Origin of the sequence: Paraburkholderia sp. BL21I4N1, assembly GCF_002973525.1 — a bacterium.
Classification (GTDB): Bacteria; Pseudomonadota; Gammaproteobacteria; order Burkholderiales; family Burkholderiaceae; genus Paraburkholderia.
On record NZ_PVEN01000013.1, the window covers coordinates 182343 to 197541 of the forward strand.

Here is a 15199-nt window from a genome sequence, read left to right on the forward strand (position 1 = left end):
CGAGCCTTGCGTTGCCGAAGGCCGGAGTTTAACGCGTAGAATAGCGGCATTGCGAATGCTCGGAAGCCGGTGAAAGCCCGGCGCGGTCGCGCCACTGTAATTGGCCTCTCTTGCCAAAAGCCAGACCTGAGCTTCGCGTACTTCCTCTGCAATCGACTATCGGGGCGCGTTACCCCAGGAGATGTCCACCATGACTGAAGCTGTTCTCAAATCCGGCAATCCGGCTGTTGCTCAGCCCACGCCGATCCCATTGCGCGAATTGATGCCGTGGATCATCTTCGGCGGTTTGCTGTTGCTGCTCGCTATTTACTTCGTTGGTGCGGAAGAAGGGGCCACCTCGCTGGTGCCCGGCATGTACGTGCATGAGTTCGTGCACGACGGCCGCCATCTGCTCGGCTTTCCCTGCCACTAACGGAGCGTAGAACATGGTCGGTAAATTGTTGGTTCGCGGCATGCTCGCAGGCATCGCCGCGGGGTTACTCACGTTCAGCTTCGCCAAAGTGGTAGGCGAGCCGCAAGTCGATCAAGCGATTTCCTTTGAAGAAAAAGCCGATGCCGCGAAGGGCGAAGCCCCTGAGCCGGAAATCGTCAGCCGCGAGACGCAGGCGGGCCTGGGTTTGTTGACCGGCGTGGTGACGTATGGCGCCGCAATCGGCGGCTTGTTTTCGCTGGTGTTCGCGTTCGCTTACGGGCGTGTCGGCGTGGTGAGCGCGCGGGCGCTGTCTGCATGGCTCGCGCTCGGCGCGTTCATTACGATTGTGATCGTGCCGAATATCAAGTACCCGGCGAATCCGCCTTCGGTTGGCGATCCTGAAACGATCGGCGCGCGGACTGGGCTGTTCTTCCTGATGATTGCGATTTCGCTGGCGGCGATGGTGTTTTCGTTGAAGGTGCGGCGTCGGTTGGCCGTGCAACTCGGCGCGTGGAATGGCTCGATCGTGGCGGGCGTGGTGTTCGTCGTGATTATTGCCGCGGTGCAGCTTTCCATGCCGGTGATCAACGAAGTGCCGGCGGCTTTCCCGGCCGTGCTGTTGTGGAAGTTCCGCGTTGCCGCGATCGGGATGCAGGTCATTATGTGGACGACGATCGGGCTGCTGTTCGGCGCGCTGGTCGAACGTAGCGCGTTTGTGCGGCCGATTGGGCGTGCGGCGGTTTAGTCCTTCCGGTTGGTGGCGTGCCGTGCGCAACGCTTGAGAAGGTAGTGCGATCAAGGAGTTGCGGCGGTTGTAGGAAGGTTATCCACAGGCTTCTGAACAAAATCTGGGGATAAGTTTTAAAAGCGAGGCGTTGGGCACGGTCGGGATGACGGTGCGCGGCGGCCTCGCTTTTTTGCGTTTGGGGCTTTTCGTTTGCCAATGTCGGCGGATTGCGGTGGGCTCTTATTGGCCGGATGACTTGCCTTTTCCTGATTTCCTACGCGCGATGTAGGCGCTGATAGATGTGCGCTGTAGTTGAGGAAAATAGAAATACAAGGATGAGAAATTTCAGAGTCTCTCGTCGCTGAGTTCCTTATAGCGTGCTTGTGCTTCATACAAGTACAACCAATAAGGATGACGATGGAACGCTATCGATTTGGCGAAGGTTCGGGGAGTATGGTTGCTCGATTGCTTATCGCTTTTTTCCTCTTGATGATCGCGTTTGGCGCTAATGCCGAAAGCGGCGACGGGGTCTGTGCCCCGCTTTATGTGAGATCAGGGGCTATACAGGGAACGTCAACCTGCTTTGCAAAAGCTTGGGGTAATACTCCAATCAATCTATCAAACCACTACTGCGTTAATGAGCCGGCCCGAATCGCAAGATGGTGTGGAATGCCGCCAGACGACAACAGCGCGGACAATAGTTGTTCTGTAGCTGACCCGGTCTACGCAAGCTCAGGTGCGACGACGGTCAGCGAGGTGGACTTTCACAGCGGCGATGACCGACCCCTCGTATTTGGCAGGACCTATCGTTCTCGCCCGGTTATGCGGGCGGATTCCGGTTTCGGATCGCTTTGGGTTCACAACTGGCAGCGTCAGTTAAATCTTGCGAACGTGAATGGTGTACCTGCGCGCGTGACGGCTTACCGGGAAGATGGTAATCCGATCGTCTTTAATAAGGTTTCACGAGGTTGGCGCGCTACGAATGGAACCCCCTTGATGCTGACCCAAGGCTCGTCATCGTGGACATTGGAAGACTTAACCAACGGTGCGCGTGAGGCCTATTCCGCCCAAGGAGTTCTGTTGTCTGTTGCCGAGCGCGATGGGCGATTGGCAACACTCACTTATAGCGATACGAATACTCCTGGCTCCATCGCACCAGCATCGGGATTGCTTGTAGCGGTTACCTATCATGCAACTGGATCGAACCCGTACAACGATTTAACCATTAGTTTGAGCTACGATGCGAAGTGGCGCGTATCGCAAGTCACAGACCCAGCAGGAAACGTTACGCGATACAGCTACGACGGAAACAACAATCTTGTATCTGTTACATGGCCTGACGGAAATGTCCGCCGGTACGCTTATGAAGACACAAGGTTCACCGGCGCGCTGACCGGCTTGATTGACGAAACAGGGACACGCATTGCGACCTGGTCATACGACTCGATGGGGCGTGCTACCGCAGCAACACATCCAAATTCACAACAGAATGTGGCGTTCGCCTATGGCGTTAACACATCGACCATTGTCAACAATCAGCGTACTACGACCGTGACCTATGCCCCGTTCGGGGGAATGTTACGCGCGACAGGAAGCGATGCAGGTTACAGCATGAGGTGGGACGCTGCCGGCAATCTGACTAGCGATGTCACGCCATATGGGAAAAACATCCAGTACACGTACGACGATAATAACCGTCCTATTCAGACAACATCGATTACCAGTTCGGGTGGCACGGCAATAACCACGGTTAGTTATTCCGACTCCGTCAGTCTGCGCCCGTACATGGTCGCCTCACCAAGGTGGTTGCGCGCATATGTCTACGACGCGAATGGCAACCCAACCGGGATCAGCGAAAGACAGACCTCCGATAGAACCGGAGTAGATGGATTCGGCGCCACACTGGCTGAGGGGCCGACGAGAACGTACGGGTTGGTGTACGACTCGTTAAATCGCCTGACTTTTGCTCAGATGTTCGATGACGGCAGGCTGACCGGTGAATGGGGAATAACGCAGGACACGACCGGAAACCTGCGATCGATCATTGAACGAAAGTCCGGCAACGTTCTCATGATCGCTCTCCGGGATTCAGCGCATCGAGTGATTCAATTCAGCAATTCCTTTTGGACCGCAAATCCCCAGTATGATGCTCGCGGTCGACTGATCGGGTTTCGGTACTTTGAAGATGCAAACCCCATCAATGGAAACATTAAACGCGCTCTTAAGGTCGATTACAGTTACGCGGCAGATGGAAAGCTAGCTTCACACACAGGCACGGTATCAACGAATCTCGGGCCCGATTTACCAATTAGTGACGATGAGCTTGACAGATGGCTTGATAATATCGAGTCGGGGGTGGTGCCCGCATCTCCTGCGCCTAATCTTTCGGGTATGTTTAAAGGGTTGCGGGCTACCTTGGAGTCCGGCTTGGTGCCGGTATGTCCGGAATGTGCGATATATGCTGGTGCTCGCTTTGCATGGCTGGTATTCCAGCTTGCCCGTGACCCAATGTGGGCCAGCAAGAATGGCATCGGACAGGCTACCGGAGCCAAGCAATGCAAACCAACCGGTGGCAATGGTGCAAATGTCGTTTTTAAACGGGATCACTATATAAAGCGGGCAGTTCGAGATGGTCTTGATCTTGACCATGCGGAAGCGCAAGTCGCAGACGAAATTAATGCAATCAGGTCAGACATGCTTCCCAACACGAATACAATCAGGCAGATTACGGTAGATGGACTTCCAGTTGAGTTCAGAGCGTATCTACAAACGGACGGACAGGTGAGTGTCGGAACTATTTTTGTGGTGCATTGATGCTTCGTCAGCTAACTGAAGGCGAAACAGCCTTTATTCGTCAAATTGCGTCCCGACTCGAACCTGCGGACGGTGAGAGGCTGTTGTCTGATCTGGCATGCGCCCGGGCGGAGTCGCAACTTGAAGACGGATCGTTGGTACATTTTTATCTTGACGGCTACGTACGGCCCGCCCATGTCGGGCAGCACACTTTCCCCTTTGAAGGGCGGTTAACCGATGCGGATGGCGCAGCGGTTTGTGTGCTGTTGTTTGCGGACCCCGGAAATCGACTGTTGGAACTTGAGTTTCTGCGTTGGGCAGACGGGTATTTGCAAGGACCAGACTGGGCAACGCTGCAGATTGTCGTCAAGCCGTCTCCGCTATAGGATCACCTGGGTATAGAAGGTGCGCGATGCCGCACCTTCTCTTGGGGGCAAGCAATACATGACCTCACCGAGCACTCACCCCACAACCCCTAGCCCGCCCCCGCACCTCGCCCACGAAACCCAATCCCGTCAACAACTTGCCCGTGTTGCCGGAGCGTTATCCACAGCCTTGCAAACATTTTCTGTGGACAACTTTCTTGCAGAACTACAACGCCAGCCATCCGTCTTTAAACGCTCCGACTTCTAAACGCCCAATTGAATATCCGCCGCGTCTGCGAGGCTGGCTGCGTCAGCCGATCGAACAACTGCGCGACGGCACCGTCGAGTTGAGCCAGCGCCGGCGCCGCATCCGGATCGACATCGAGCGCTGCAGCCGACGCTTCACGCTTTTCCAGTCCGCCCAACGCAGAACCTGCACCGCTGTACCGCGCAATCAACGAATCCAGCCGCGCCACGATCGATTCCACATGTGCTGCGCCGACTTCTGCCGCATTGAGCGCAGCACTGGCTGACACCGCATCATCGCGTCGCGACGAATCACTCAACACCCGCGCCCAATGCAGGCAGCAAAGCAGCGAACCGGTAGCCAGCTCAACATCCGGATTCCACACCACAACGCGTTGAGTCTGCAGCGGTTTCAACGCAATCCGAAGATCATGCCAACTACGATCGAGTTTGCGCATCGCCGAAGTCGCATCCGACGTCGCTTCCGCAGCCCCATCCGCAGCACCGTGACCATGGGCCCGCGAATAACCCGCCACCCGCACGACCTCCCGCAAAGCCGCAAGCACCGCCCCGCGTCTCGCTTCCACATGCCGCGTCGCCGCAAGCGGCATCATCAACATCGCGACCGCGAACGACACGAGACACCCCACCAGCACCTCTTCGATCCGCAGCTCGGCCAACGGCCCCATCGCGAAGCCCAACTCGCCATAAACCAACCCGACGAGCACGGTGATAAAAAACACCCCTGGCGCGTACGCATTCAGAATGAAGTAGGCCCAGCCGAAAACGCACACCACCATCGCCGTCACCAGCAACGCGGGCGAGCCGTGCAACGGCGCAACCAGCAGCACGCTGACCAACGCACCGGCCAGCGTCCCGACGAGCCGCTGCGCGCCGCGATAGACGGTATCGGCGCGCGATCGTGTGCCGAGGAACACCACGAACGTCGTAATCACCGCCCAGAACCATCGCTCGGGAGACAGCGAGTGGCCGATCAGCATCGCGAGAAACGCGGCGGTCGTGGCTCGCGTGGCGGGCAGCCAGCAGAACTTCGCGCGCAAATCGGCGAAACGCTGCGTCGCGGAATTGACGACGCGAACATCAACAACAACGCTATCGCCTGAAGCCAACAACGCCGCCTCACTTCCTGTGCGATCGCGCCACGCCATCTCCCTTAGCCGCCCAATCGCATGCCGTAAAGCCTCCACCCTCGCCAGCGTTACAACCGAACCCGAAGCCGGCCCCGCAGCAAACGCATGCTGCCCCGCCGCGACTTCTACTTCGACGATCCGTTCGCGGATCGTCTCGGCATCCGGCGGATTCAGCAGCGCCAGTTGCTCTTCGAGCGACAGCGCCGCTTCATTCAACGACGAAAGATTCGCCGCTCCCGGCGCATGCAGCAAACGCGTCGCACGCAACGTGACCGTATGCACGGCCAATCGGAAACTTGCCGAGACTCGCGTCGGCACCAGCACACGGCCAACCACCGTCACCATCACCGGACCGAACGCTGACAACAACAGTGACACCACGAGGTGCTGCATCGAAGGATGCAGATACAACCCCAGGTAAAAGCACACGACGCCCAGCATCGCGCAACCCAGCGCGCGCGGACCGCACGCCTGGCACAGCATGCCGACGAACATCACGACGAGAAAACCCGCATCGCCGGCGAGCGGATAGCGGCTCAATACGCTCGCCGCGGCGAAACACACGCACGAGCATAGATAGAGACAGAAGAGCGTGCCAAACCACGCGGACCGTCGCGCGTCGCGCACGAACAGCGGCGCGACCATCGCGAAGAGGATGCCGGGCGCGGCGAGGGTGATGGGTTGCTGATGAGACACGGTCCACGCGATGCTTGCCACGCCGGTCAGCAGGCAGGCAAGCGCAACGCGCAGCGCGTTATGGAGGCGGACGAGTCCCGGGTCCGCGGCTAGCAGACGGTCGGCGACGCGCGAAAACGCGGCAGCAATCATGATCGATGATATCCAGGCTAAATGGCCGCCTTCGGCTTGTGGCCGATTGCGACAGGGCGGGCACGGAGCCCGCCACCTACGTATCGCCGAACCAGGCTGTCATGCCGGGATCACCGGCCAACAGTCCCGTCCGACGACGGGCGATAACACTCGAACAGGCACACCGAAACACGCTGCAAAGGGTAGCGCGGCGCATCCGGTGGGTTCGGGTTTTCCCGGATGATACCTGGACAAAATGACGCTTGTCGAATTTTTGCGGCAGCGCAGCACCGCGTCGCGTCAGGTGGCGTCGTGGAAAATGACGCCGAGCGTATGCCGTTGGCCCGAGCGCAAGCGGCTCACGCCATGCCGCAGATTCACCCGGTACGGCCCACGTGTGCCCTGCACCGGCCGGTGATGTACCGCAAAAACCACCGCATCGCCCTTACGCAGCGGTACGACTTCCGCGCGCGACTGCATCCGCGGACGCTGCTCCGTCATCACGAATTCGCCGCCGGTAAAGTCCATGCCCGGCTCGGACAGCAGAATCGCCGCCTGGAGCGGAAAGACGTGCTCGCCGTAGAGATCCTGATGCAGGCAGTTGTAGTCGTCCGGCGCGTACTGAAGAATCAACGGCGTCGGACGCGTCTGGCCGGCAGCGTGGCAGCGCTCGATAAACGCCGCGTGCCCGGCCGGATAGCGGACGTCGATCCCCATCGCCTCGTTCCAGCGATTCGCCACCGGCGCGAGACGCGGATAAAGCTCGCCGCGCAGATCGGCGATCAGCGACGGCAACGGATACGCAAAGTACTTGTATTCACCCCGGCCGAAACCGTGCCGAGCCATCACGACACGGCTGCGATACAACTTGTCGTGCGAATAAAGTGCGCTCAGCGCATTGCATTCGTCCGCGCTGAGCAGATTGCGCAACATCGCGCAGCCGTGGCCGTTCAGTTCTTCTTCCACTCCGAACCAGTCGACCGCGTCGACGCGCTGCGCCAGCGTCTCGGCGCGATCCGATTCCAACTGCAATGTCAGATCAGACGAGCGCGCCTCTCTCACAATCGTATTCATCAGCTATCTCCATCCGCAATTTTCGAGCGGTGACGGTGACGCAGTGTAAGCACGCACCATCGGCCACACATCCCGGCTCTTGCTCTTTCATTTCCCGCCCGGCTTTGCCCGACCCGCTCGCATCGTTCATAGTAGGACCCTCGTTCAGCGCCAAAGCGGCAACACGGAGACTCATCGCATGCCCGACTCCTCACAGAAACTCGACGACTGGCTGTTCAAGGAAATCGTCGTCAAAGACGACATCACCGCGTTTCCGCTCAAGGCGATGGCTGCCACGCTCGATCGCGAGGAGAGCGGCATCGCCGTGCCGCCGCTGTGGCATTGGCTCTACTTTCTGGAAGCCGCGCCGATTTCAAAGGTCGGACCGGACGGTCACCCCGAGCGCGGCGGATTTCTGCCGCCGGTGCCGTTACAGCGTCGCATGTGGGCCGGCGGGCGTCTGACTTTTCATGCGCCGCTCAAAGTAGGGGAGCGCGCCACGCGCACGTCGACCATCGCCAATATCGAAGACAAGACGGGCCGTTCGGGCCGGCTCGTGTTCGTCACGGTGCAGCACACAATCGAAGCCGGTGGCGAACTGAAGCTGGAGGAGGAACACGACATCGTCTATCGCGACGCGCCCGAGGCGGGCGCGCGTCCGCCGCAAGCGGCGCGCGCGCCGGAAGGCGAAACATGGAGCCGCACGATCGACGCCGACGCGGTCCTGCTGTTCCGCTACTCGGCGCTGACCTTCAACGGCCACCGCATTCACTACGACTATCCGTATGTGACGGGGGCGGAAGCTTATCCCGGCCTGATCGTGCATGGGCCTTTGATTGCGACTTTGCTGGTCGATCTGGTGCGCCGCGAACTGCCGGACGCGGACTCGGCGTTGCAAAGCTTCGCTTTCAAGGCGCTGCGCCCGGCTTTCTCCGGCCAGCCCTTGACGGTATGCGGCAAGCTTGCCGCCGACGGCAAGACGGTCGAACTGTGGGCCAAAGACCACGAAGGCTACCTGCTCATGCGCGCAATGGCCGCGCTCGCCTGAGCCACACGCACATTTCCAATAAGAAACGAATGTGACGGCGCCAGTGCTTGTCCAAAGCGCAGGCGCCCCCGTCCGCGCGCTCACCGCCCGCCCAGCAAGCGGTCCGCGAATTATGCGCGTCATTCATATCTGGCAAGCCCGGCCGGGGTTTCCCACGATCCGCGCCGGGCAAATCCGCTTGCCGCCATAAAAACCCGCGTGTATAGTTTCCGAACTTACTCTTGTTTCGCATCGGAAATTAAAGGGATTCTCATGGACGCTTCCACCATCCTCGCCGACCTCGGCATTGCCCAAGCGGCGCAAGCCGGCGACATCGCGGTTCATTCGCCGATTACCGGCGAGCTCATTGGCCGCGTGGCCAGCAACACGGTGGCGGAAGTCGACACGGCCCTCGCCCAGGCGCAAGTGGCCTACACCGCCTGGCGCAACGTGCCGGCGCCGCGTCGCGGCGAACTGGTGCGTTTGCTCGGCAACCGTCTGCGCGAAAAGAAGCAGGCGCTCGGCAGCATCATCACGCTCGAAACCGGCAAGATCCTGCAAGAGGGCATGGGCGAAGTGCAGGAAATGATCGACATCTGCGATTTCGCGGTCGGTCTGTCGCGTCAGTTGTACGGCCTGACGATTGCGTCGGAGCGTCCGGGGCATCGCATGGCGGAAACGTGGCATCCCATGGGCACCTGCGTGGTGATCTCGGCGTTCAATTTCCCGGCCGCCGTGTGGTCGTGGAATGCGGCGCTCGCGCTGGTCTGCGGCAACGCGGTGATCTGGAAGCCGTCGGAAAAGACGCCGCTCACGGCACTCGCCGTCAATCAGATTCTGCTCGAAGCGCTGCAGGAATTCGGCGACGCGCCGGCCGGCCTGACAGCCTTGATCAACGGCGGCCGCGACGTCGGCGCGAAGCTGGTGGCCGATCCGCGTGCGTCGATCGTGAGCGCGACGGGCAGCACGGAGATGGGCCGCACGGTCGGCGTGGAAGTGGCCAAGCGCTTCGGCCGCTCGCTGCTCGAACTCGGCGGCAACAACGCGGGCATCGTCACGCAAACGGCGGATCACGAACTCGCCATGCGGGGCATTCTGTTCTCGGCGGTGGGCACGGCAGGGCAGCGTTGCACGTCGCTGCGCCGTCTGTTTGTGCACGACAGCGTGTACGACAAAACCATCGAACGGTTGAAGCAGCTATACAGCAAGGTGCCGCTCGGCAATCCGCTCGAAAAGGGCACGCTGATGGGGCCGCTGATCGACAAGCAGTCGTTCGCGCGCATGCAGGAAGCGTTGCAGCAGGCCACGGCTGAAGGCGGCAAGGTGTTCGGCGGCGAGCGCGTCGAGGTGAAGGGTTACGAAGGCGGCTACTACGTGCGTCCGGCGATCGTCGAGATGCCGTCGCAAACGTCGGTGGTGCTGAAGGAAACCTTCGCGCCAATTTTGTACGTGCTGCGCTACTCCGATTTCGCGGATGCGGTCGAAGCGAATAACGCGGCCGTGCATGGCTTGTCGTCGTGCGTGTTCACGACCGACCTGCGCGAAGCGGAACGTTTCCTGTCCGACGCGGGCAGCGACTGCGGCATCGCCAACGTCAATATCGGACCGAGCGGCGCGGAAATCGGCGGCGCGTTCGGCGGCGAGAAGGAAACCGGCGGCGGCCGCGAATCGGGTTCGGACTCGTGGAAGGCCTATATGCGCCGCGCGACCAACACGGTGAACTACTCGTCGGCATTGCCGCTCGCGCAGGGCATCGATTTCAATATCGACTGATTCCGATTCGTTAATACCGAGCGCAGTCGGTGAAAGCAGCGGCGCATTCGCGCGCCGCTGCCGCTTTGTTTTCGTACTACCTCTTCAGCAATCCGTTTGCGCCGCCCGGCGTTGCAGAGCGGCCACGTTACTCGTGGAGTAAGGCGTGAGTTCCAAAGTCGTCATCGTCGGCGGTGGGGTAATCGGCAGCTCGATTGCGTATTTCTTGCGACTGTCCGATCCGACAGTCAGCGTGACGGTGATCGAACGCGATCCGACTTACGCGCGCTCTTCGTCGGCATTATCCGCGGCGTCGATCCGTCAGCAATTCTCCACACCGCTTTCCATTCAGATGTCGCTGTTCGGCATCGAGTTTCTGCGCTCTATCGGCGAGCGGCTCGAGATCGACGGCGCGAAACCGTCTATTGATCTCCACGAAGGCGGTTATCTTTTTCTCGCGACGCCGGCCGGCGAGACGACGCTGCGTGAAAACCACGCGCTGCAAAAAAGTCTCGGCGCCGACATCAGTCTGCTCGACCGGATCGAATTGCAAGCGCGCTTTCCGTGGCTCAATACGGAAGACCTCGTGGCCGGTGCCTATGGCGAAAGCGGCGAGGGCTGGTTCGACGGTTACGGTCTCGTGCAGGCGCTGCGCAAAAAAGCCCAGGCGCTCGGCGCGCGCTACGTAGCCGCCGACGTCACCGCGATTCATCGTGATGGCAAACGTGTCACGCAAGTGCAAACCGCAAACGGCGAAACGTATCCGTGCGACGTGGTCGTGAACGCCGCAGGTGCATGGTCGCGGCGCGTGGCGGAGATGGTCGGTATCGACATTCCGGTGTACGCGCGCCGGCGCAGTATTTTCAACGTTACGTCGCCGCGACGACTGGAGCGGTGTCCGCTGCTGATCGATCCGAGCGGCGTGTATTTTCGGCCCGAAGGCAAATCGTTTATTTGCGGTACGTCGCCTTCGCCGGAAAACGATCCGGACGATTTGCCGCTCGACGAAGTCGATCACGCACTATTCGACGAAGTCATCTGGCCGACGCTCGCGCACCGCGTGCCGCAATTCGAAGCCCTGCGTGTGCAGAATTGCTGGTCCGGTTACTACGAATACAACGTGCTCGATCAGAACGCGATTATTGGCTATCACCCCGACGTCGATAACTGCATTTTCGCCAATGGATTCAGCGGTCACGGCTTGCAACAAGGTCCGGCCACGGGGCGCGGCATTAGCGAACTGATTTTGCATGGTCGTTATACGTCGCTCGATCTAGGTTCGCTGAGCTTCACGCGGGTGCTGGAAAACCGGCCGATTGTGGAAAAGAACGTGGTGTAACGCCATGCATCAGCGACGCAGGGTAATGCGGCGGCGAGTTGATGCAAAAACCGCAACACATGGTGCGTAGAACTCGTTTGCCGCGCATTCTGACGGCGGCCACAATCGACGCCGTTCCTTTCTCTGCGGCTGCGTCGGCAAACGAGCCGGCAAATTAGCCAGCCCACCAACGGCCCGTCACCATGTTCGCATTCACTCCCGCATTCGAAGCACCCAGCGGTTCGCCGATCCGCGAGCTGTTCAAGTATCTGGCGCAGCCCGGCATGATCTCGTTTGCCGGCGGCTATCCGGCCGCTGATCTGTTCGATCGTGAAGGGCTCGACGCCGCAGCGGCGCGCGCGTCGCAACAGCCGACGCTGTGTCTGCAATACGGCCCGACCGACGGCCTGCCGGTTCTCAAGGAAGAACTTGCCCGCTTGATGACGCGTCGCGGCACGCCGTGCGCGCCGCAAGACCTGCTCGTCACGACCGGTTCGCAGCAAGGCTTCGATCTGTTGCTGCGCGTGATGGTCGCGCCGGGCGACGTCGTGCTGGTCGAACAGCCCGCCTATCCGGCGACCTTGCAGGCGTTGAAGCTGCAAGAGGCCGATGTGGTGACGGTGCCCGTCGATCACGACGGCCTCGACGTCGCCGCACTCGCCACGCTACTCGAAGCCGGCACGCTGCGCCGCGCGCCGAAGCTGCTATACACGGTGCCGACCTTCGCCAATCCGACCGGCGCGACCTTATCGCTCGAGCGCCGCACGGCACTGCTGAAACTCGCGGCGCGCTATCGCTTCCTGATCGTCGAGGACGACCCCTATGGCGATCTGCGTTTCAGCGGCGCCGCCTTGCCTTCGCTGCTGGCCTTGAGTGCTCAGGTGCCGGGCTCACGCGACTGGGTGGTCCATTTTTCCAGCCTGTCGAAAATCGTCGCGCCGGGTTTGCGCGTGGGTTGGATGATCGCGCACGCGGAGATTTTGCGACGCTGCGTGGTGGCCAAACAAACCGTCGATCTATGCAGCTCGCCGTGGACCCAGGCCATTGCCGCGGATTATCTGGCGCAGGGCGCGCTGGAACGTCATCTGCCGCGAATCGTCGAGGCTTATGCCGGCAAATGCCGCGCACTCTGCCATGCGCTGGACACGCATCTGGCGGAACACATCGCCTTTCATCGTCCCGCCGGCGGCATGTTCGTGTGGGCGCGATTAAAGAGCGGCCAGAATGCGACGGATTATCTGCATGCCTGTATCGAACGGAACGTGATGTTCGTGCCGGGCGTCGCGTTCTATAAAGACAATATCGATCAGGCCGCGCTGCGCCTGTCATTTGCCGCGCCCGGCGTTTCCGATGTCGAAACCGGTGTGCAAAGAATGAAGCAGGCGCTCGATCGTGTTTGACAGCGGCGAACGCGGTATTCACAGATAAGCGGTAAGGTCAATACTTGAAATAACCCGGCGAGCAGCGTATGCGAAGCCGGGTTTTTTTTATGTGGGACCTAAATCTCTGCGATATAGGATGAAAACCGATTCCTTCACCGCGCATCTATGCGCCTTCGAATATCAAAATGAATTGCACGTGCCTTTCCGTCAAACTACGGAAACGTGGCAAACTGTTAAAAAGAAAGATGCACAAAGCATCACTGGTTTTCTGTAAAAAATATCGGTTATGATCGCTGCCTTCGGCGATTGATTCGGTTGGCTTAATTCGCCGGACATCCAAGTTAATACCGTCGCATCGAACCAGAAGAAATCAGATGAAGATGTCGCGCAAAAAAATTGCAATCCTGGTGGTCGGTCTTCTGGTCGTGGCCGGCGTGATCATTCAGGCGGTGTGGCGTCCATTCGGGCATCGCAAAACCACTGGGGCCGAAAATAGCGAAGTCGTTCTCGACATTCACCATCCCGACGCGGTGATCGACAGCGAAGCATTGTCACGCTTGCCGCGCGACATGCTGCGGGTGCCGTTGTTGCATGACGTGCTGACACAAGACTTCGTCGACTATTACGAATCGAATAACACGCGGCTGTCCGCCGAAGGCGCGCTGCGGCGTCTCGCGTTCGAGCATCAACTGGATTGGCGCGACGAACTGATCCGCCGCGTGTTCGACGAGCCCGCGCACGTGCTGTTGTGGCGCTCGCCCGACGGCCGCCTCGGCTACTGGATGATGTCGATGCATCGCAACGGGCTCGCCAAGCTGCTGCAAGGCTACGCGAACGTCGCCGCGAGCGACGCGCAGTTGAGCCAGGTCGCCAAGCTCTCCGGCGACGTGCCGGTCTACGCATTGAAACTGGCCTTGGGCCGCACGCTGCTGTTCGCGACCAAAGACGATCGCCTCGTGGTGATGTCCGCGCCCGGCGTGCTGCTCGATCAGAAGGGCGGCGTGCTCGGCGAGCGCGGCGACGCGGTGTCGGAGATGCTGTCGTCGGGCCGCGACGACGCGGCGAGCGCGTACCGCCTCGACGCCCCGGGCGACGCGCCGAAGGGCCACCGGCTGGTGGTGTCGGCGAATTATCTGTCGTTCGGTTATCAGGCGTTTTTCTCGGGCATCGACGCGCTGCGTTTCGATTTCTCACCGAACGGCAATGCGGCCGCGAGCTGGCAAACCTCGGCGCTGATCGAGCCGGGCAAACTGCCGCAGCAGTGGAACAGCACCGACTTGTGGCGCGCGCTGCCGGCCAATGCCGCGGCGTGTACCAGTTTGCCGGCGGACTGGAAGGAAGCGTCGGGTCTGTTGGGCAAGGTCGCGGACGGCGGCGAGGACAACGCGGCCGCGATCGGCGATCAACTTGCCGGCCCGGCGGCGGTGTGCTGGTACGCGAAGTCGACGTTGGTGGCCCCGGTGTTCGTCGCGCGTGTGAAGACGCAGGACGCGGCCAGCATCGCCGCGTTGAAGACCGCGCTCGGCAAGACCTTCGGCAACGTGATCGGCGCGTATGAAGCGAAGGCGGCCCAAGCGGCCAGCAGCGATTCGGGCTATCGCCGCCTGCCGGTCACCACGCACGACCAGGGCGCCGACGTCACCGTGTGGCAACGTCCGGTGAGCGCGAACGCGGGGACGGCGTTGACGAGCAAGGCGTCGTTCGCGGCGCAGTTGTCGGCGGAACGCTATTTCCCGGTGACGCTCGCGCTCGCGCATGGCTATCTGATCTTCTCGCCTGACAGCCGTCTCGTCGACGACACGCTCGCGGTGCTCGACAAGCGCTATCCGGCGCTCGCCGACACGCTCGCGCCGCAGCGCTTGCCGCGCACGATTCTGACGCTGACGCCTTCGTCCGCCGCGGCTTTGATCGAGCGCGAAGCCGGCGCCGCGTTGCCGGCCGATCAGGAAGCGGTGTTCCGCAATGCGTCGCGGACACATCTCGTGCCGAAGCTGCATGCGCTCGCGCATTACCCGCCGGTTTCTTTGAGCCTGCCGCAAAATCTGCCGGGTTCGACAGGCTGGGTGCCGGTCGAATGGTGGTTCGATCGAGCGAAGGGCGGCGCAGGGACGGACACGAGCGCAACGGATGCGCCGGCGGACCAGCCTGGCACCGAGGGCGATTAAG

The 15199-nt window shown here is 60.6% G+C and carries 11 protein-coding genes and 1 riboswitch; of the genes, 9 read left to right on the plus strand and 2 right to left on the minus strand.

Annotated elements, in window-relative coordinates:
* Nucleotides 1-61 precede the first annotated feature (61 nt).
* Nucleotides 62-126: riboswitch (cobalamin riboswitch) on the plus strand.
* A gap of 64 nt (nucleotides 127-190) precedes the next feature.
* The 4 genes from B0G83_RS27720 to B0G83_RS27735 all read left to right on the plus strand — a co-directional run bounded on the left by B0G83_RS27720 (nucleotide 191) and on the right by B0G83_RS27735 (nucleotide 4318).
* The gene (locus tag B0G83_RS27720) at nucleotides 191-412 is read left to right on the plus strand and encodes a CbtB-domain containing protein (RefSeq protein ID WP_105510605.1); all 222 of its coding nucleotides are present in this window, start codon (nucleotides 191-193) and stop codon (nucleotides 410-412) included.
* A gap of 13 nt (nucleotides 413-425) precedes the next feature.
* Entirely contained in the window at nucleotides 426-1157 is a 732-nt protein-coding gene (locus B0G83_RS27725; RefSeq protein ID WP_105510573.1) for a CbtA family protein, read from the plus strand.
* 399 nt (nucleotides 1158-1556) lie between these two features.
* Nucleotides 1557-3953 (plus strand): DUF6531 domain-containing protein, encoded by a 2397-nt coding sequence (locus tag B0G83_RS27730; protein ID WP_181157101.1) that lies wholly within the window; start codon nucleotides 1557-1559, stop codon nucleotides 3951-3953.
* A complete protein-coding gene (locus B0G83_RS27735) occupies nucleotides 3953-4318 on the plus strand; it encodes a DUF6984 family protein (protein ID WP_105510575.1) in 366 nt (121 codons plus the stop codon). Before B0G83_RS27730 ends, B0G83_RS27735 begins: the two co-directional genes overlap by 1 nt.
* A 227-nt stretch (nucleotides 4319-4545) precedes the next feature.
* On the opposite strand, the gene B0G83_RS27740 is transcribed toward B0G83_RS27735, so the two are convergent.
* Both B0G83_RS27740 and B0G83_RS27745 read right to left on the minus strand, forming a co-directional pair.
* Complete coding sequence (locus B0G83_RS27740) at nucleotides 4546-6522, minus strand: FUSC family protein (protein ID WP_105510576.1); 1977 nt, start codon at nucleotides 6520-6522, stop codon at nucleotides 4546-4548.
* Between the two features lie 279 nt (nucleotides 6523-6801).
* Nucleotides 6802-7575 carry a 2OG-Fe(II) oxygenase gene (locus B0G83_RS27745; protein WP_105510577.1) on the minus strand — a complete coding sequence of 258 codons (774 nt, stop codon included), beginning with the start codon at nucleotides 7573-7575 and terminating at the stop codon, nucleotides 6802-6804.
* Nucleotides 7576-7753: 178 nt separating this feature from the next.
* Here B0G83_RS27745 and B0G83_RS27750 point away from each other — a divergent pair, with 178 nt between their 5' ends.
* The 5 genes from B0G83_RS27750 (at nucleotide 7754) to B0G83_RS27770 (ending at nucleotide 15198) form a co-directional block, all read left to right on the plus strand.
* Nucleotides 7754-8602 carry a MaoC family dehydratase N-terminal domain-containing protein gene (locus B0G83_RS27750; RefSeq protein ID WP_105510578.1) on the plus strand — a complete coding sequence of 283 codons (849 nt, stop codon included), beginning with the start codon at nucleotides 7754-7756 and terminating at the stop codon, nucleotides 8600-8602.
* 252 nt (nucleotides 8603-8854) lie between these two features.
* Nucleotides 8855-10354, plus strand: a complete 1500-nt coding sequence (locus B0G83_RS27755; protein WP_105510579.1) for an aldehyde dehydrogenase family protein — start codon at nucleotides 8855-8857, stop codon at nucleotides 10352-10354.
* Between the two features lie 145 nt (nucleotides 10355-10499).
* On the plus strand, nucleotides 10500-11672 hold the full coding sequence (locus B0G83_RS27760; protein ID WP_105510580.1) for an FAD-binding oxidoreductase: 1173 nt from the start codon (nucleotides 10500-10502) through the stop codon (nucleotides 11670-11672).
* A gap of 182 nt (nucleotides 11673-11854) precedes the next feature.
* A complete protein-coding gene (locus B0G83_RS27765) occupies nucleotides 11855-13051 on the plus strand; it encodes a PLP-dependent aminotransferase family protein (protein WP_105510581.1) in 1197 nt (398 codons plus the stop codon).
* A 356-nt stretch (nucleotides 13052-13407) separates the two neighbouring features.
* The gene (locus B0G83_RS27770) at nucleotides 13408-15198 is read left to right on the plus strand and encodes a DUF2138 domain-containing protein (protein ID WP_105510582.1); all 1791 of its coding nucleotides are present in this window, start codon (nucleotides 13408-13410) and stop codon (nucleotides 15196-15198) included.
* The last annotated feature ends 1 nt before the right edge of the window (nucleotide 15199 follow it).